Here is an 18,234-nt window from a genome sequence, read left to right on the forward strand (position 1 = left end):
TCAGCCGATAGATATCCCGCCGCTCATCCAAACCCAAATGCTGATAGCCGTTCATCGCGTGCCTTCCTGGAAAAGGGATCAAACCCTTATAAACCCTAGGATTTCGCACTTCGATTTAGAATCCACCCGCTTACAATCGCATAGTTCGATAATATATATTATGTTAAATCCATAACAATCCGCCCAGGTTCAATCCTCCAATATCTGGCTGTGCCGCTGGGTATCCCGCATTCGAATATAGACGACCAACGAGATGCCGATCATCACCGTGACATAGATATAGAATGCCTGCTCCATCCCGATCTGCTTGAACCACAGCGCGACGAATTCCGCCGTGCCGCCGAACAAGGTATTGGCCAGCGCATAAGGCAGCGCAACCCCCAATGCCCGGATATGCGCCGGAAAAAGCTCCGCCTTCACGACCGCGTTGATCGAGGTGTAGCCGGTGACGATGATCAAACCGACCATCACGAGCAGGCCCGCAATAAACGGGTTCTTGGTGACGGCCAGCGTCGCGAAGATCGGATAAGTGCCGATCACGCCCAATATGCCGAAGCCGATCATCAAAGGCTTACGGCCGATGCGATCGGAGAGCGCGCCTGCAAGCGGTTGAATCAGCATGAAAAGAAAAAGCGTTATCCCATTGATCTGAGACGCTATTTCTCGACTGAGACCGCTGGTGTTGACCAGGAATTTCTGCATGTAGATGGAATAGGCATAGAAAGCGATTGTCCCCCCCGCCGTCAGCATCATCACCGTCAGCGTTTCGCGAGGATGCCGCGTAATGAGTTCGACAAAGCCGGATTTGGGCGCGCCTTCAGCTTTAGCGACGGCAAAGCTTTGGGTTTCAGAAAGGCCGCGCCGCAGCCAGAAGACGACAATGGCCAGCGCTCCGCCGATCAGGAACGGAATGCGCCATCCCCAGGCGTCCAGTTCGGCTTCGCTTAGCATGGCCTGGAGCAGCAGCAGGACGCAGATGGCGACAAGTTGTCCCGCGATCAGCGTGACATATTGGAAACTGGAATAAAAACCGCGCCGGCTGCGTCCGGCCATTTCGGACAGATAGGTTGCGCTGGCGCCATATTCTCCGCCGATGGACAGCCCCTGCATCAGCCGGGCAAGGACCAGCAGCAAAGGCGCGCCCACACCGATAGTCGCATAGGATGGCGTCACCGCGATCAGCAGCGAGCCCGCGCACATCAACGCGACCGAGAGGGTCAGACCGCTTTTGCGGCCATGACGATCGGCATAGATTCCCATCAACCACGCGCCGATCGGTCGCATCAGAAAGCCGACCGCAAAGATTCCCGCTGCGCTCAGCAGTTGGGCCGTGCGATCTTCGTTGGGGAAGAAATGCTGTGCGAAATAGAGGGTGAAGGCCGAATAGGCGTACCAGTCATACCATTCGACCAGATTGCCGGTGGAGCCGCCGATAATGGCCTTCAGGCGCTCCCGCTGATTGGGCGCCGCAAGCGGTGACGTCATGGGGTCAGCACCATTTCACCGTCCTGCACTGCCCAGCTTTTCAGGCGCGAAAGCATGTTCATGCCGATCACATTGACATCCCCGAAGGCAGGAGAAATGACGATGTCGATATCGCTGGCACGGATCGGACCGATGGCCAGGGTCGCTATGGTGGAGCGTTTTGCGTCGATCTTGCCGTTCGCGGTCATCATGCTGACGCCGGGAGCATTGAGGTCAAAATTGAGCCCGGATGCCCGAGCCGAGGTTACGGACAAGGCCGTGACGCTTGCGCCGCTATCGATCAGGAAACGGGTCGGCGTGCCGTTGACCATGCCTTCCACCCAATAATGTCCATCCGCCGCGATGGGAATGCGCAACGCCTGCCCCTCCGCTCGCGCAGGGGGCAATGGTGCGGGCGCGTCACTGCTCGACAATGATGAGGACTCGCCCCCTTCCCCGCTCATGCGGCCGGAAAACAGGCCGAATTTCTCACCGGTCTTGAACAGGCCGAGCAGCGCGGCAAAGATGACGATCCAAAGTATCGCCATGCGCATGAGACCGCCCGACGGCGCGCGTCGGGCCAAGAGGGCCGATCCGACCAGGACAAGCGCCAGCACATACCAGAGACTGGACATTGCCTGATCGCCATCCATGCTTCCACCCCGCCTTCTACGTCCCGCCCAGTTCGGCTACCAGACCGTCATAGCCCGGTTCCACCCCTTCCGGGAGTGTCCGGCGCAAGGTGGCATAGTCCATGCTCTGGTCCATATGGATCAATATGGCACGTCGGGGCCGCACGGCCTGCACGGCATCCATTGTAAGCGCCAGATGCGCATGGGTCGGATGCGGCTTTTCCCGCAAGGCATCGACCACCCAGATGTCCAGCCTGTCGTAAAGGGCCAGCATATCGACCGTCATGTCATGAAAGTCAGTGGCATAGCCAATAGAATGGCCATCATATGTAAAGCGAAACCCGGTGGAGAAGATTTCGCCATGGGGCTGATCGGTGCAGGCGATGCTGATATCCCCGATGCGCAGGCCGTCGGGCAGCGCATGGGCTTCGATCGTGGGATGATAGCCGTGGCGTCCCTCGAAAGCATAGCCGAAGCGTTCCCGGAGCAATCTGAGCGTCTGCGGCCGGGCATAGCCGGGCACGGGAGTACCGCGATGATGATAGAGCTGGCGGACATCGTCCAGGCCGTGGCTGTGGTCGGCATGGTCATGCGTCCACAGGATGGCATCGATATGAACCACCTCCGCCGCCAGCAATTGCGCGCGCATATCGGGCGAGGTGTCGATCAGAAGCCGCGTGGTTGGACTTTCGATCAGGATCGAGGCGCGGGTGCGTCGGTTTTTCGGTTCATCGGGATCGCAGGCGCCCCAGTCATTGCCGATCCGGGGAACGCCCGAGGAGGTGCCGCTGCCCAGGATGGTGAGCTTGAGGCTCATGCTGCGGATGTGGCTCCGACCTTGCTGAAAAGCTTGCGGAAATTCGCTGACGTCGCTTCGGCCAGTTGTTCGACGCTCTCTCCCCGCAGATTGGCGAGAAAGCGGGCGGTGTCGGCTACAAAGGCGGGTTCGCAGGACTTGCCGCGATGGGGGACTGGCGCGAGGAACGGAGAGTCGGTTTCGATAAGCAGCCTGTCGATCGGCAGTCGCGCGGCCGTTTCCTGCAAATCCCTGGCGTTCTTGAAGGTCACGATGCCGGAAATGCTGATATAGAAACCCAGTTCCATCGCAGCATCGGCAAAGGCGCCGCTGGCGGTGAAGCAGTGGATGAGGCCGCCATAAGCCCCCTTCCCCATTTCATCGCGCATGATGGCGAGCGTGTCATCCTCCGCATCGCGCGTGTGGACGATCAACGGCAGTCCCATTTCGCGGGACGCCGCGATATGGGAGCGGAAGCTGCGCTGTTGCCGTTCGCGATCGCTATGGTCGTAATAATAGTCCAGGCCGGTTTCGCCTATGCCCACGATACGCGGGTGGGCTGCGCGTTCGACCAGCTTGGCCGTGTCGACATGCGGATGTTCGTCTGCCTCATGCGGATGGATGCCGACGGTCGCCCAGACATCGGGTTCGCGCAGTGCCGTGCCCAACACATCGTCCCATTCGCTTTCACGCGTGGCAATGTTGAGCATCAGGCCAACACCGGCGCCGCGCGCCCGTTCGAGCACGTTCTGCTGATCCTCGATCAACCCTTTGTAATTCAAATGGCAGTGACTGTCGATCAGCATGGTTTCACGCCTCTTCGGCGGGCAATTCGAGGCGCGGGAAAAGTGGCTTGGGCGCGCCGAGGATGAAACCCACGGTGCGAAGCTGCGCGTACCAGTCGCTGCCGATGGCGGCATAATTCCGCCTTTCCCCTGCCACGCCCATCTGGTCGAGCAGGGCCGAGGCGCTGGCCGGGATGACCGGCTGGATCGTGATGGCGAGATGGGCGATGGCTTCGTACAGAGTGGCGAGCACTGCCTCCATCCGGGCGGGGTCGGTCTTGCGGAGCGTCCAAGGCGCCTGCGCGTCGATATAGGCGTTGCAGGCGAAGACCGCCCGCATCCATGCTTCGATGGCAACAGACGGCGCGAGATCGGCCATGGCGGCCTGGAAGGTCTGCGCGGCCTCAGCGATGGTCTTGAGGAGGTCGCTGTCGACATCCTGAGCGGCCGGTTCGGGCAGGCGGCCTTCAAGATTCTTGGCGATGAAGCTCAAGGTCCGCTGGGCCAGATTGCCGAAGCTGTTGGCAAGGTCGCTGTTGGAGCGGGCGACGATTGCCTCCGCGCTGTAGCTGCCGTCATTGCCGAAAGTGACTTCGGACAGCAGGAAATAGCGGAGCTGGTCCACACCGAAACGCTCGGCCAGTTCCATCGGATCGGCCACATTGCCCAGCGACTTGGACATTTTCTCACCTCGATTGAGGAGAAAGCCGTGGCCAAACACCTGTTTCGGCAAAGGCAGCTTCGCACTCATGAGAAAAGCTGGCCAATAAACCGTATGAAAACGCACGATATCTTTGCCGATGATGTGCGTGATATCGCCACCTTCCGACCAATAGCGGGCCATGCGTTCGGCGTCGTCCGGATAGCCGCAGCCGGTCAGATAATTGGTGAGCGCATCGACCCACACATACATCACATGTCCGTCGCTGCCGGGTACCTTCACGCCCCAGTCGAAGCTGGTGCGCGAGACGCTGAGGTCGGAAAGGCCGCCCTCAACGAAGCGCATGATCTCATTGCGTCGGCTGTCCGGCTGGATGAAATCCGGTTGGCTGGCGTATAGGTCCAGCAGTTTCTGCTGATAGGCGGACAGGCGGAAGAACCAGCTTTCCTCGACCGTCCATTCCACCGGCGTGCCCTGGGGCGAGAGTTTCTGCCCACCCTCCCCTTCGGTCAGTTCCTTCTCGTCGTAAAAGGCTTCGTCACGGACCGAATACCAACCCTCATAGCGGCCGAGATAGAGATCGCCATTGGCCTCCATCGCCTGCCAGATGGCCTGGCTGGCGCTGTGATGATCCGGCTCGCTGGTGCGGATGAAACGATCATAGCTGATATTCAGACCATCGTTCATAGCCTTGAAATAGCTTGCCATTTCGTCCGCCAACTCGCGCGGCTCCATATTCCGGTTGCGGGCTGTCTGGGCCATTTTCAGCCCATGTTCGTCCGTGCCGGTCTGGAAGAAGACATCGCGGCCCATCATCCGCTGGAAACGGGCAATCGCGTCGGTGGCGATCACCTCATAGGCATGGCCGATATGCGGGCGGCCATTGGGATAGCTGATGGCGGTGGTGATGGTGTAGGGCTTCGACATGGGCCTTCCCTAGCGATAGTTAGCCCTTGCGCAAAGCCGCTTTTCAGTGCGCGAGCGCCGCGACATGCCCGGCCAGTTCGAACACCACCGCGCTTGGTTCCAGCGACAGGATGATGGCGCCGCTGGCAAGCTGGCGGGCGGCTTCCCAATGGTCGAGCGCCTTGCCGAGGTCGCTCCCCTGCCGCTGGCGAGCCGCATCCGCGATGAAGGCAGGCGCGCGTTCCAGAAAGGCTTCGTAGCGGGGCCGCGCCGCTTTCGACGCAAGCGTCTTGGCGAGGAGCAGGCGCTGGCGGTTGCCCGGATCGCCATCTGCGGCAATCGCCAGGAGCGACTGTTCGATGTCCGCGATATTCAGGCCAGCATAACGCAATGCCTTGCCGGGCGAACCCTCTCCCGCGTGGATCAGGGCGTTCAATTCCTTTGCGGACAGCGCTTCATCCGCAGCGCGCAATATGGTGCGCATGGCGTCCTCGCCAAGCGTATCGAAGCGCAGCGTGCGGCAGCGGGAACGGATGGTCGGAAGCAGGCGGCCAGGCGCGTGACTGACCAGCAGGAACAGCATGTCGGCCGGCGGCTCTTCGAGATTTTTGAGCAGGGCGTTGGCGGCGCCGCGCTCCAGATCGTCCGCGCTGTCGATCACCACGATGCGGCGCGAGGACATGGACGGAGCCGACTGGATCAGGCGCTGGAGGCCACGGACCTGATCGACCGTGATGTTGCGCGCCGTGCCGCTCTCCTTTTCCAGGCAGTAAAGCTCGGCATAGTCGGGATGGGAATCGGCTTCGAACAGGCGGCGGATCGGATGATCCTGCGGCACGTCCAGCCCTTCGGCCGAAACCGGTGGCCCGGCTGCCTCCGCCAACAGGCGCAGCGCCATGGCGCGAGCGAAGCTCGCCTTGCCGATGCCGCGCGGGCCAGCCAGAATCCAGCCATGGTGCAGACGCCCGCTCCGCGCCGCGCTCAGCAATGTGCGCGCCTGTTCGTCATGGCCGAGCAGTGACGTCATGGCAGCAAATCCTGCAGCGCATGCAGCAAGCGCTCCGTCACCGCCTCGCTGTCGCCCGACGCATCTACCGTGAGGAAGCGCGTCGGCTCCTGCTCGGCAAAGCGCGTGAAAGCCCTGGCAACGGACTGATGAAAACTGCGATCGCGCCCGCCGATCCGGTCGGAGGCATCTCCATCCCGGGAGCGGGCCCGCGCCGTCGCTTCCGCCTCGGGTAAGGTGAGGAAGAGGGTGCGATCGGGCAGGAAGCCCTCGCTGCCGATCCGGTGGAGCGTCAATATGTCCGCATCGGTCAGTTCGCCCATGCCCTGATAGGCGCGGCTGCTGTCGAGAAAGCGGTCGGACAACACCCATGCGCCGCGATCCAGCGCAGGCCGGATCGACTTTTCGACATGGTCCGCACGGGCAGCGGCGAACAGCAGCGCTTCGGCGCGGGGACTCCAGCGATCGGCACCGCCGGTCAGCAGCAATGCGCGAATGGCTTCCGCACCTTCGCTGCCGCCCGGTTCGCGGGTTTCGACCACTTCCAGCCCGCGGGCGCGCAGTGCCGCGGCAAGCGCCCGGAGCTGGGTCGACTTGCCGGCCCCCTCCCCGCCTTCCAGAGAGATGAAGCGGCCCCTTGTCGTTCGAGTGGCCGTCACCCGAAGAACGACTTCAGCCCGTTCCACAGACGGCCGAATATGCCCGCTTCGGAGACTTCCTCGCCCGCTACCAGCGGCAGGATCTGCGGCGGGGTATCGGGCGTGGAGATGATCAACTGGGCAATCTTCTGCCCCTTGGCGATGGGCGCCTTGATCGGGCCGGTATAGGCAACCTTGACCGAGATGTTGGACGACGCCGCACGGGGCAGGGTCACGGCCATGTCCTGCGGCGCGACAAGCGCGACCTTGGTGGCGCTGCCGAGCTGGACTTCGGCGGTTTCCACCGTCTGTCCTTTCTTGAACAGCGGTTGCGCCTTCCATGCGCGGAAGCCCCAATCCATGAAGCGCACGGATTCGGCAATGCGCTGATTGGCGCTGGTAAGGCCGGCGACGACCATTACCAGACGGCGGCCTTCCTGTTCGGCCGATCCGGTGAAGCCATAGCCCGCTTCCTCGGTATGGCCGGTCTTGAGCCCGTCGGCGCCCGCCACCTTGCCAAGAATGGGATTGCGGTTGCCCTGCTCGATATCCGCGCCGCCCATCGTCTTGCCCCAGGTGAAGGCGCGCGTGGCGTAGAATTTCTTGTAGAGCCCGGGCGTTTCCTCGATCGTCGCTTCGGCCAGGCTCGCGAGGTCGGCGGCGGTCACATAGGTCACGCCTTCGTCCGGCCAGCCGTTGCTGGTGCCGAAATTGCTGTTCTTGAGGCCTAGGCGCTTCGCCTCCTGATTCATCAGCGCGACGAAGGCCTGCTCGGTTCCGGCAATGCCCTCCGCCAGCACGACGCAGGCGTCATTGCCCGAGAGGGTGACGATGCCATGCAGCAGATTTTCCACCGACACCTGCTCGCCGGGGGAAAGGAACATGGTCGAACCGGCCTGGGGGCCGTGCCATTGCTGCCAGGTTTCCGGGCGGACCGTGAATTTCTGGTCGAGCTTCAGGTCGCCCTTCTGGATCAGACGGAAGGCGACGTGGACCGTCATCATCTTCGCCATGGAAGCGGGCGGCATTCGCGTCTCGCCGCCCTTGTCATAGAGGACGGCGCCCGAGGAAAGGTCCTTCAGATAGGCGATCGGCGCTTCGCCGGTATAGGGCGGTGCGGCGGCGGTCAGCGGCTGGGACAGCAACCCGACGAAAAGGAGGGCGGCGATGGACTTCTTCATGCGGGACTGCCTTCGGACTGGTGGATTCTTCGAGTGCCTTGCGCTTTCATTAGCCATGAGAGGGCCGATCTCAAAGCGCTCTATTGCTTCACCGCATCGGCCAGCAGGCCGACCGACAGGGCGTAGAAGTTCGAGCAATTATAATCGAGGATCGCCCGGTAATTGCTGGTGAGCAGATAAGCGGTCTTGCCCGGACCATCGGGTTCCAGCAGCGTCGCCATCACTCCGTCGCCGGGCCAGCTTCCGCCAGTCGGCACAACCCCCATGCGCCGCCATTCGGCCATGTTGAGCCAGCGGCTGTGCCGGTTGAACACGCGCTCGCAACGGGCCGGATTGGTGCGCGCGGCGATGCTTGCGCGATCGAGGTTGACGGGCACGGACACGGCGACGCCCCAGGGCTGACCCCGCCGCCATCCGGCATGGACGAAATAATTGGCGATGGATGCGAGCGCGTCGGCTTCGCTATTCCAGATGTCGACCCGACCGTCGCCATCGCCATCCTTGCCCAGCCGCAGATAGACGCTGGGTAGGAATTGGGGATAGCCCGTCGCCCCTGCCCAACTGCCCACCAGTCGGCTGCGCGGGACGCCATTGTCCAGCATCTTGAGCGTCGCGAGCAATTCCGGCTCGAACAGCGTCCGCCGGCGCCCTTCATAAGAGAGGGTCGCGAGGGAACGGATCAGGTCGAAATCGCCGGTGTAGGAACCGTAATTGGTTTCATGGCCGTAAATGGCGACCATGACCTCCTCCGGCACGCCGGTTTCCGCCTCGATCCTGGCCAGCCGGGCGCGATTGGCGAGATAGGCGGTGCGACCCCGGCTGATGCGCGCCGCATCGACATGTTGCTGGCGATAGGGCTCGAAATTGGGGATCGGCGCATAAATGCTGCCGCCGGGCTGGGTTTGATCGAGTTGAACCACGCGCGGATTGGGCGTCAGGCCCGGAAACACGCTGTCCAGGGTCGCGTCCCGTATGCCCAGAGCGCGAGCCCTGGGACGAAGGGATTCGAGATATGCGCGAAAGGCGACATCCTCCTGCGCCATGACGCTGTCGGCCGTCAGGCTGCCCGCCATGACGGCAGCCAGTCCCAGCAACAGCGACATGATCGACGAACGCATTGAAGAATCTCCTTATCCCCTTTTGTTGCACAGGGATGCCGTGGCGTGAATCCCCTTATTGGCGCATGACGCCATTCCAGCGCCGAAAGCGCCTTCCTGCGATTTTGCTCTTGGCATGGCCGCCGGGTTCGCTAGGAAGCGTGGCAACGGACAGGTGGCCGAGTGGTTTAAGGCAGCGGTCTTGAAAACCGCCGTGGGTTTACGCTCACCGTGGGTTCGAATCCCACCCTGTCCGCCATTCCCTTCCTCAAGTCGGTAAAATTGATCCTGGTTAAAGCGGGGCGGTTTTTCCGATGCTAGAATCGGCTCGTTCATCATCGGAGGTGACGATGTCTGCCGATACTGACGCGCGCTATTTGTTTCGGCGCGCAAGAGAGGAAACCGCGAAGGCCGATGCTGCGGCACGGCGGAGCGCTTCGTCGCAGGAGGTCGCGGCCCATCGCGAACTCGCGCTGCGCTATAAAGTCAGGGCCTTGGCGCTGTCCTGCCCCGATCAGGTTCTGCACGACGCGATGGAAAGAGAGCCGTGATCGGCTGGCGGGAACTTCTACCCACGCACAGAATTTAAAAAAAAGCGCCCCCGGGCAAGGGATAGCCGGGAGCGCGACTTGTTTGCTGTCGGGCATCCAAATCATCCTCCGCATAGCAAGGGGGCGGGTTTCTGGCAATCTACCCAAAGGTAGAGCGCATGCTTTCCGTAACGTAACCCATATGGTCGAAGGCAGGCATCCCCAGGGCAAAAAGCCCAATTGAAAATTCCCCTGGAATGCCGACATTTCTGCCGTTGATAGGATGGCATGACGATGGACGACACAGGCGGGATTTCAACGATGCAATCGGCGGCGGAAAATGGCGGACGATGGAAACGGCGTTCACCGATCGAGACAGGGCTCTTGGGCCGCTGCCCGCGCTGCGGCGAGGGGCATATATTTCGCGGTTTTCTGACGGTGCGCGATCATTGCGAGGTCTGCGGGCTGAATTATGACTTTGCCGATCCGGCGGACGGGCCAGCCGTGTTCGTGCAGTTGTTCGCCTGCGTGCCGGGAGTTGTCTTCATCATCATGCTGGAAATCTTGGCGCGACCGGGGCTGTGGGTCCATCTGGCGGTCGGCGTTCCGGTGCTGATCCTGACGACGATCCTGCCCCTGCGGCCAATCAAGGGATGGTTGATCGCCGCGCAATATGTGAACAAGGCCCAGGAAGCCGGCACCGCTCAATTATGGGCGAAATTGCACGGCGGTCGGCCCGGCGATTAACGGCCGCCTGCGGAGCCTGTCGATTTAGGGTGTGTGGGGATTCAGCCTATGGCGGGCTGCAAATCGCGGCTTTCTGCGCTTCCGGTGCTCACGACCTTCATGGTCGCTGCGCGCCGGTTCTCGAAATCCGCAATTTTCGCCTCACCCTGAGCTGAATCTCCACACACCCTAGATCAGTATGGCAGAAATCTCGGCGCGCTTAACTAAGCGCGCCGTGGCAATGCTTGTATTTCTGGCCCGAACCGCAGGGGCACGGCGCGTTCCGGCTGATGTCCAGATTGGCGAATTCTCCGCCCTGACCAGCGCCTACAGGCGGGCGCGGCAAAGTCGTGGTGATGCCGCCAATCTGTCCGCCGTCAATGTCCCCGCTATTATCTTCACCCGAAAAGGGATCGATATGCGTGGTGATGAAGTCGGGCAGTACCGGCAGCTCGAATTCGGGCAGCGGTTCCTCCATGCGGAACTGAACGCGGGCGATCGACCCGGTCACATCCTCCCGGATATTGCCCAGCATCCGCTCAAACAGGGCGAAGGCTTCCTGCTTATACTCGTTGATCGGCGTCTTCTGTGCATAAGCACGCAGGTGCACGACCTGGCGGAGCGCGTCGAGGGTCGACAGATGCTCCTTCCAATGATGATCGAGGCTCTGGAGCAGGATGCTCTTCTCGATCATATGCCAGTTTTCGGGGTCGAGTTCCTTGACCTTCTCCGCCACGGCTTCGTCAGCCAGCGCAGTCAGCCGTTCCTCGATCATTTCCGGATCGACATGATCCTCCGCCAGCCAGGCGTCGAAATCGGGTTCGAGGTTCAGCACCTCCGCTGTGCGGGCCTTCAGGCGCTCCATGTCCCATTGTTCGGGATAGGTGCCCGGCGGGCAGGAGGCGCCGACCAGATCGTTGACCGTCTCATGCCGCATGTCGACGACGACATCGTCCACCGTCTCCGCGTCCATGATGTCGCTGCGCTGTTCGTAAATGACCTTGCGCTGGTCGTTCATCACGTCGTCATATTCGACGACCTGCTTGCGGATATCGTAGTTGCGCGCCTCGACCTTCTTCTGCGCGGTCTCGATCGCCTTGCTCAGCCATTTGGACGGGGGCAGCGCCTCGCCATCCTCCAGGTTCGATCGGATCATCTTGGCGAACATGGTGTCCGGGCCAAAGATGCGCATCAGATCGTCGTCAAGGCTGAGGTAGAAGCGGGACAGGCCGGGGTCGCCCTGACGGCCTGAACGACCGCGAAGCTGATTGTCGATGCGACGGCTTTCATGCCGCTCGGTCGCGAGGACGAACAAGCCGCCGGCCGCGAGCACTTCGGCCTTTTCGGCCTCGATTTCGGCATCGATGCGGGCGATGGCCGCCTCGCGCTCCGGTCCTTCCGGCATGTCGCGCAGCTCATCCTCGACGCGCATTTCCAGATTGCCGCCGAGTTTGATGTCGGTGCCACGACCGGCCATGTTGGTGGCGATCGTCACCGCGCCCTTGCGACCCGCCTGCGCGACGATATGCGCTTCGCTTTCATGGAAGCGGGCGTTGAGGACGGCGTGCTTGACCCCTTCCTGATTCAGGAACTCGGACAGCATTTCCGATTTTTCGATCGATACCGTGCCGACGAGGACCGGCTGGCCCTGCTCGGCGTGGATCTTGATGGTCTTGGCGATGCCGCGGAACTTGTCTTCCAGATTCTTGTAGAAGCTGTCTTCCTCGTCGACCCGCTGCACCGGCCGGTTGGTCGGGATGGTGACGACGTTCATCTTGTAGATTTCGAAGAATTCGGTCGCTTCGGTCGCGGCCGTGCCGGTCATGCCGCCCAGCTTCGGGTACATGCGGAAATAATTCTGGAAGGTGATTGAGGCGAGGGTCTGGTTTTCCGGCTCGATATTCACCGCTTCCTTGGCTTCCACCGCCTGGTGCAGGCCGTCCGACCAGCGGCGGCCGTCCATCATGCGGCCGGTAAACTCGTCGATGATGATGACCTTGCCGTCTTTGACGATATAATCGATGTCGCGGCGGAACATGGCGTTCGCGCGCAGCGCCTGATTGACGTGATGGACGACGGCGGTGTTCTCGAAATCATAGAGGTTGGCGCCCTGAAGCAGCCCCGCCTCTTCCAGCATGCGCTCGATCTTCTCGGTCCCGTCCTCGGTCAGGGTGACGGTGCGCTGCTTCTCATCCTTTTCATAATCGGCCTCGTCCAGCCGCTTCACGATGGCGTCGACCGAGACATAGAGTTCCGACTTGTCATCGGTCGGCCCCGAAATGATAAGCGGCGTGCGCGCTTCGTCGATCAGGATCGAGTCCACCTCGTCGACGATGGCGAAGTTGAAGGGCCGCTGCACCATCGATGCGCGGTCGTACTTCATGTTATCGCGCAGATAGTCGAAGCCGAGTTCGTTGTTCGTCGCATAGGTGATGTCGGCGTTATAGGCCTCGCGCCGCTGGTCTTCCGACAGGTTCGGCACGATCACGCCGGTCGTGAGGCCAAGGAAGCGATAGACCTGCCCCATCCATTCGCAGTCACGGCTGGCCAGATAGTCGTTCACCGTGACGACGTGGACGCCCTTCCCCTCCAACGCGTTCAGGTAAGTGGCAAGCGTCGCGACCAGCGTCTTGCCCTCACCCGTGCGCATTTCAGCGATCTCGCCGCGATGGAGGACGATGCCGCCGACCATCTGCACATCATAATGGCGCTGGCCCAGCGTGCGCTTGGCCGCTTCGCGCACCGTGGCGAAGGCTTCGGGCAGCAGGCTGTCCAGGGTTTCGCCCTGCGCCAGCCGCTCCCGGAATCGAACGGTCTGCGCCGTCAATTCCTCATCGGTCATCGCGGAGATGGTGGGTTCGAAAGACGCGATCTGTTCGACGGTCTTGCCCAGCGACTTCACATAGCGGTCGTTGGAGGAGCCGAAAATGGACTTGGCGAGTGCGCCGAACATGCAAGTTCCTGACAAAAGGGGACGCGCGCGCCTTAAGGGCGACGCACGCAGACATGCGCGGCGATTTAGGGGGCGCACAGGCGTTAGTCAATCAGAGCGGGTATGTCCTGGTATCCCAATAAGGGCTGACCGCGCCAATTTTCAGAAACGAAATGATCGGATAAGCGGGATATTGGCGGATCGCGGCGTCTTGTGCCAAAGCCTGATAAAATGAGAGGCATTTGACGATGGTTCCCGCCCCTGCCCGCATGAAGTTGCGTGGCGCGACTTTTATCGTGATGGCGGTGGTTGCGGCCCTTCTCTGGTTCGGGATTACGGCGCTCGCCACGCCGTTAGATCATGATGAGAGCCAATATGTAGCGGGTGCCTGGTTCAGTTCGCACATGCTGATCTATCGGGACTTCCTCTACCTTCAGCCGCCGCTGCACGCTTGGCTGTTCGCGCCGCTCACCTGGGCGTTTCCGGGAAAGATGCTCGCGGCGATGCGGCTTGCTACGGCGGCCTGTGCGGTCGGCACGCTCCTGCTGCTATACCTTGTTCAGCGCCGGGCAGGCGTTTCACGCGGCAGCGCGGTCCTCGCGACCATCTCCATGGCCACCACGGCAGCGTTTCAGTTCACCGCCAGCGTGACGCGCAACGACATGCTGCCAACCATGCTGGCCACGCTGGCGATGCTCCTGATGATCGCAGCGCTGCACATCGGGCGGCGGCGCCACTGGTTCGCGGCGGGGGTGTTCTTCGGGCTGGCGATCGCCGCCAAGCTCAATTTCATTCCATTGGGCGCGGCGGCGGGCGGCTTTGCCCTGTTGGCCTATCGCCGCCATGCCCTTTGGCTCGCCCTTGGCGCATTGGCCGGGATCGCGCCGATGCTCATGGCCTGGGCCGCAGCGCCAGCCGCCTTTTCCTATGGCGTCGTCACCTTTGCCGCGAGCGGTCCCTTCGCCTGGTATGCGGCCAATGGGGCGGGCGACGAGCTGGCATTGGGCGAGAAATTCGCGGACCTCGCGAAATATCTCTGGCGGGGACCGGCTCTGATGAGCCTTGCAATGATCCTTGGCCATGGGTGGGCGAATCGCGGGCGAGCCTGCCCGCCTGAGAGGCAGTTTGCCTATTGGATGATCGGCGGCGGATTGATCGGCGCTGCATTGCCCACGCCGTCGCAGCTTCAATATGTCATGCCGCTGCTGCCGCCGCTGGGCTTGGCGCTCGGCATCATGCTGGACGATGCGCGGGCATGGCATGGTCGTATGCGGCCGGGTTTGATCGCTTTGCTCTGCCTTGCCGCTGTGCCGGGGCTGTTGCCGTCGGGCGGCCATGTCGCAGCGATGACGCGCCACGGATCGCCTATCCTGACCGCGAGCGCCAACGCTCGCTGGGCGGGGGCGCAGGTGCGCGCTCTGACCGGCGATGACGAGATCGTCAGCCTTTCGCCCCAGCAACTGGTCGATAGCGGCCTGAACATCGACCGGCGCTTTGCTCCAGGCCCCTTCGTCTATCGGACGGGATGGACGATGGACAAGGCCGAAGCGCGCAGCATTCATGCGATGATCCCGGCAATCTTGACGGATCTGGACCGCGATCCGCCCGAGGCCATATTGGTCGGCTATGAAATGGGGACGCGCAAACTGCCTCTGAGACCCGACGACAGCCTGATCGCCTATGCAAAGCGGCGTGCCTATCGGATGCTCGCCATGCCGGACGGCGTCGGAAAGCTGTATATCCGCCCATCTCGCCGTTGACGGACGGGCATATTGCGCTAATCGACGGGCATGACTGAACGCTCGCCCCTTGCCCCCGCCGCTTTCCCCGATCTTCCGCCCATTGCGGGCGTTACGGCGCGCGTGGCGCGAGCGCGCTACAAGAATTGGGACCGCTGCGACCTCACCTATGTCGAACTGACCGCAGGTACGGCGGTCGCGGGCGTCACGACGCAGAGCAAATGCCCCTCCCCCGAGGTGGAATGGTGCCGGGACGCCATTCCGCTGGGATCTGCGCGGGCTTTGGTGGTCAATGCGGGTAACGCCAATGCCTTTACCGGGCATCGCGGCCGCGCCGCCGTGGAGGCGATCGCCGCCAAGGTCGCCAATCATCTGGACTGCCAGCCTTCGGATATCTTCATCTCTTCGACCGGAGTGATCGGCGTTCCGTTGCCGGTGGACAAGGCCGAGGCCGGGCTGGAAGCTGCTTTCACGGCCCCCCCCTGCGGCTGGGAAGATGCCGCGACGACCATCGGCACGACCGATACCTATGCCAAGGGCGCTCACGCCTCCGCCATGATCGGCGGCACGCGGGTCGAGCTGGTCGGGATCGTCAAGGGTTCGGGGATGATCGCGCCCGACATGGCGACGATGCTCGGCTATATCTTCACCGACGCCGCCGTCGATCCCAAGCTGTTGCAGCAGATGCTGTCCGCCGCCAACAGGAAGACCTTTTCCTGCATCACGGTCGATAGCGACACCTCGACCAGCGACACTGTGCTGGCCTTTGCTACGGGCAAGGCGGGCAATGCGCCGCTCACTTCCATGGAGGATGCCGGAGCGGATGCCTTTGCGGCGGCGCTGGGCGATCTCTGCCGCCAGCTTGCGCATCTGGTGGTGCGCGACGGGGAAGGCGCGACGAAATTCGTCGAGATCACCGTCGAGGGCGCGGAAAACGATCCGAGCGCGCATCGCATCGCCCTTTCCATCGCCAATTCGCCGCTGGTGAAGACGGCCATTGCCGGGGAGGACGCCAATTGGGGCCGCGTGGTGGCCGCAATCGGCAAGGCGGGCGAGCCTGCCGATCGGGACAGGCTTTCCATCCGTTTCGGCGCGACTCAGGTGGCTTCCGGCGGCCTGGCGGTCGAGGGCTATGACGAAGTGCCGGTGGCAGCCCATCTCAAGGGACAGGACATATTGATCGGCGTCGATCTGGGGCTTGGCGACGGTCGGGCGACAGTTTGGACATGCGACCTGACTCACGGCTATATCTCGATCAACGCGGATTATCGTAGCTGAGAATAGGGCGGAGCCGATGCCGATCGAATTGCACGATCCTGTCGTCGCGCTGATGCGCGAAGTGGCGCGGGACGTCGTGATGCCGCGCTACCAGAATCTCGCCAGCCATGAAGTCAGCGAGAAAGCGGCCGACGACCTCGTCACCATCGCGGACAAGGAAAGCGAAATCCGACTGGCCGAAGGGCTGGCCGCCATATTGCCGGAAGCGGGCATCATCGGGGAGGAAGCCTGCGCTGCCGATCCCGCCATCCTGGACCGCGCAGGCGACGGCCTCAATTGGATCATCGACCCAATCGACGGAACGGGGAATTTCGCAGCGGGAAAGCCGCCCTTCGGCATCATGGTCGCGCTGGCCGATGCGGGGACAATCCTGGCCGGGTGGATATTGGACCCGCTGACGGGACGTCTATGCCATGCCATATTGGGCGCGGGCAGCCATATCGATGGCAAGCAGGTCTATGCCCGGGAAAGCGGCGAAGCGCTGCCAATCGCCGCACTCGCCGTCTATTTCATGACCGATGAAGAACGCGCCGACATCAAGCGCCGGTCGAAGGCCAGTTTCCAATTGGTGGATATTCCCCGCTGCGCTGCGGAGCAATATCCGCGCCTGGTGCTGGGGCAGAACGACATTTCGGTCTTCGCGCGCACTTTGCCCTGGGATCATGCGGCGGGAACGCTGTTTCTCAATGAGGCGGGCGGGCGGTGCCAGCGGCTGGACGGATCGCCCTATGTCGTGGGCGATCTGCGGCGCGGGCTGCTGGGGGCTTCGTCCCCGCGCCTTTGGGATCTGGCGGCGGAGCGGCTGTTCCGCTGAAATAGGGAAAGGACGGACATGCTGACGATCTGGGGACGCCTCAACTCGCATAATGTGAAGAAGGTGGCCTGGTTCGCTGGCGAAATAGGCCTGCCTTATGTTCGCCATGATGTCGGCGGCCAGTTCGGCATGAACGACGCCTATGTGGAGATGAACCCCAACCGGCTGATCCCGACGATCGAGGATGGCGATGTTATGCTGTGGGAATCCAACGCGATCCTGCGCTATCTGGCTGGACGCTATGCGCCTGAGCCGATGTGGCCCGCCGATCCCGCTGCACGGGCGCAGGGCGACAAATGGATGGATTGGCAGTTCAGCTTTGCCGATGCGCAGCGGGATGCCTTTGTGAACCTGATCCGCAGGAAAGCGGAAGATCGGGATGCGGCGGCCTTGGCGAAGTCGGCGCGGACATCGGGTGAAGCGATGCTGATCCTCGACCGCGCATTGGCCGGGCAGCCCTGGCTGTCGGGGGAAAGCTTCGGCGTCGCGGACGTGCCGATGGGCGTCTATGCCCATACTTTCTTCACGCTGGAGATGGAGCGGCCAAAGGTGCCGCATGCGCGCGCCTGGTATGACAGGCTACGCGAAAGGCCAGCCTATGCCGAGACCGTCATGATCCCGCTGACCTAAGATAAAATATGCTCCTGCGAACGCAGGAGCATATTTTGGAAAGGCCGTGACCGACCTTTCCTCATTCCATCAAAGAACGCTTTCGATCCAGCCCTTGAGCGCGCTCTTGGGCGCCGCGCCGACCTTGGTGGCGGCGGCTTCGCCATTTTTGAAGAGGATCATCGTCGGAATGCCGCGCACGCCATATTTGCCGGGCGCATCGGGATTTTCGTCGATATTGATCTTCGCGATGACGACCTTGTCAGCCAGTTCTTCCGAAATTTCTTCCAGAGCGGGGCCGATCATCTTGCACGGGCCGCACCATTCCGCCCAGAAATCGACGAGGACAGGCTTGTCCGCATCGATGACGTCCTGCTTGAAGCTCAGGTCGGTGACTGCCTTGGTAGCCATTTTTGGTATCTCCTTCGGTTGGCAGATAT

At 62.0% G+C, this 18,234-nt stretch carries 17 protein-coding genes and 1 tRNA gene; 7 read left to right on the forward strand and 11 right to left on the reverse strand.

The genetic code is table 11. The features are described 5' to 3' along the window. Nucleotides 1-189 precede the first annotated feature (189 nt). The 9 genes from HHL26_RS07025 to HHL26_RS07065 form a co-directional block, all read right to left on the reverse strand. Nucleotides 190-1,485: an MFS transporter gene (locus tag HHL26_RS07025; RefSeq protein ID WP_066557664.1), complete on the reverse strand. Its 1,296-nt coding sequence runs from the start codon at nucleotides 1,483-1,485 to the stop codon at nucleotides 190-192. Further along, entirely contained in the window at nucleotides 1,482-2,117 is a 636-nt protein-coding gene (locus HHL26_RS07030; RefSeq protein WP_066557663.1) for a TIGR02281 family clan AA aspartic protease, read from the reverse strand. The genes HHL26_RS07025 and HHL26_RS07030 overlap by 4 nt, the downstream gene beginning before the upstream one ends. A 16-nt stretch (nucleotides 2,118-2,133) precedes the next feature. Further along, nucleotides 2,134-2,913, reverse strand: a complete 780-nt coding sequence (locus tag HHL26_RS07035) for an MBL fold metallo-hydrolase (RefSeq protein WP_066557661.1) — start codon at nucleotides 2,911-2,913, stop codon at nucleotides 2,134-2,136. After that, nucleotides 2,910-3,698, reverse strand: coding sequence for a TatD family hydrolase (locus HHL26_RS07040; protein WP_066557659.1), 789 nt, complete (start codon nucleotides 3,696-3,698; stop codon nucleotides 2,910-2,912). Before HHL26_RS07040 ends, HHL26_RS07035 begins: the two co-directional genes overlap by 4 nt. Nucleotides 3,699-3,702: 4 nt before the next feature. Continuing rightward, on the reverse strand, nucleotides 3,703-5,265 hold the full coding sequence (gene metG, locus HHL26_RS07045) for a methionine--tRNA ligase (RefSeq protein WP_066557658.1): 1,563 nt from the start codon (nucleotides 5,263-5,265) through the stop codon (nucleotides 3,703-3,705). A 43-nt stretch (nucleotides 5,266-5,308) separates the two neighbouring features. Further along, nucleotides 5,309-6,271: an AAA family ATPase gene (locus HHL26_RS07050; protein WP_066557652.1), complete on the reverse strand. Its 963-nt coding sequence runs from the start codon at nucleotides 6,269-6,271 to the stop codon at nucleotides 5,309-5,311. Further along, complete coding sequence (gene tmk / locus HHL26_RS07055) at nucleotides 6,268-6,909, reverse strand: dTMP kinase (protein WP_066557650.1); 642 nt, start codon at nucleotides 6,907-6,909, stop codon at nucleotides 6,268-6,270. The genes HHL26_RS07050 and tmk overlap by 4 nt, the downstream gene beginning before the upstream one ends. Then, nucleotides 6,906-8,069, reverse strand: a complete 1,164-nt coding sequence (locus tag HHL26_RS07060; protein ID WP_066557644.1) for a D-alanyl-D-alanine carboxypeptidase family protein — start codon at nucleotides 8,067-8,069, stop codon at nucleotides 6,906-6,908. The genes tmk and HHL26_RS07060 overlap by 4 nt, the downstream gene beginning before the upstream one ends. An 80-nt stretch (nucleotides 8,070-8,149) precedes the next feature. After that, on the reverse strand, nucleotides 8,150-9,187 hold the full coding sequence (locus tag HHL26_RS07065) for a lytic murein transglycosylase (RefSeq protein WP_066557642.1): 1,038 nt from the start codon (nucleotides 9,185-9,187) through the stop codon (nucleotides 8,150-8,152). A 148-nt stretch (nucleotides 9,188-9,335) separates the two neighbouring features. Between HHL26_RS07065 and HHL26_RS07070 the strand changes: the two genes are divergently transcribed. The 3 genes from HHL26_RS07070 to HHL26_RS07080 all read left to right on the forward strand — a co-directional run bounded on the left by HHL26_RS07070 (nucleotide 9,336) and on the right by HHL26_RS07080 (nucleotide 10,443). Next, nucleotides 9,336-9,425, forward strand: a tRNA-Ser gene (locus HHL26_RS07070). Between the two features lie 91 nt (nucleotides 9,426-9,516). After that, nucleotides 9,517-9,717, forward strand: coding sequence for a hypothetical protein (locus tag HHL26_RS07075; RefSeq protein WP_066557556.1), 201 nt, complete (start codon nucleotides 9,517-9,519; stop codon nucleotides 9,715-9,717). A gap of 267 nt (nucleotides 9,718-9,984) precedes the next feature. Further along, on the forward strand, nucleotides 9,985-10,443 hold the full coding sequence (locus HHL26_RS07080; RefSeq protein WP_240962388.1) for a DUF983 domain-containing protein: 459 nt from the start codon (nucleotides 9,985-9,987) through the stop codon (nucleotides 10,441-10,443). A 199-nt stretch (nucleotides 10,444-10,642) separates the two neighbouring features. On the opposite strand, the gene secA is transcribed toward HHL26_RS07080, so the two are convergent. After that, nucleotides 10,643-13,375: a preprotein translocase subunit SecA gene (gene secA, locus HHL26_RS07085; RefSeq protein ID WP_066557553.1), complete on the reverse strand. Its 2,733-nt coding sequence runs from the start codon at nucleotides 13,373-13,375 to the stop codon at nucleotides 10,643-10,645. 227 nt (nucleotides 13,376-13,602) lie between these two features. On the opposite strand from secA, the gene HHL26_RS07090 reads away from it, so the two are divergent. Genes HHL26_RS07090 through HHL26_RS07105 form a run of 4 tightly spaced genes read left to right on the forward strand, consistent with a single transcriptional unit; the run spans nucleotide 13,603 to nucleotide 17,815 of the window. Next, nucleotides 13,603-15,114, forward strand: a complete 1,512-nt coding sequence (locus tag HHL26_RS07090; RefSeq protein WP_066557546.1) for a glycosyltransferase family 39 protein — start codon at nucleotides 13,603-13,605, stop codon at nucleotides 15,112-15,114. A 30-nt stretch (nucleotides 15,115-15,144) separates the two neighbouring features. Next, nucleotides 15,145-16,371: a bifunctional glutamate N-acetyltransferase/amino-acid acetyltransferase ArgJ gene (gene argJ / locus HHL26_RS07095; protein WP_066557543.1), complete on the forward strand. Its 1,227-nt coding sequence runs from the start codon at nucleotides 15,145-15,147 to the stop codon at nucleotides 16,369-16,371. 16 nt (nucleotides 16,372-16,387) lie between these two features. Then, a complete protein-coding gene (locus HHL26_RS07100) occupies nucleotides 16,388-17,185 on the forward strand; it encodes an inositol monophosphatase family protein (RefSeq protein ID WP_066557541.1) in 798 nt (265 codons plus the stop codon). An 18-nt stretch (nucleotides 17,186-17,203) separates the two neighbouring features. Then, nucleotides 17,204-17,815, forward strand: coding sequence for a glutathione S-transferase family protein (locus HHL26_RS07105; RefSeq protein ID WP_066557539.1), 612 nt, complete (start codon nucleotides 17,204-17,206; stop codon nucleotides 17,813-17,815). A 69-nt stretch (nucleotides 17,816-17,884) separates the two neighbouring features. Here HHL26_RS07105 and trxA read toward each other — a convergent pair whose 3' ends face one another. Next, the gene (trxA, locus tag HHL26_RS07110; RefSeq protein ID WP_066557531.1) at nucleotides 17,885-18,205 is read right to left on the reverse strand and encodes a thioredoxin TrxA; all 321 of its coding nucleotides are present in this window, start codon (nucleotides 18,203-18,205) and stop codon (nucleotides 17,885-17,887) included. Between the last annotated feature and the right edge of the window lie 29 nt (nucleotides 18,206-18,234).

It is taken from the genome of Sphingobium sp. TB-6, from assembly GCF_012927365.1.
In the GTDB taxonomy this organism is placed as follows: domain Bacteria; phylum Pseudomonadota; class Alphaproteobacteria; order Sphingomonadales; family Sphingomonadaceae; genus Sphingobium.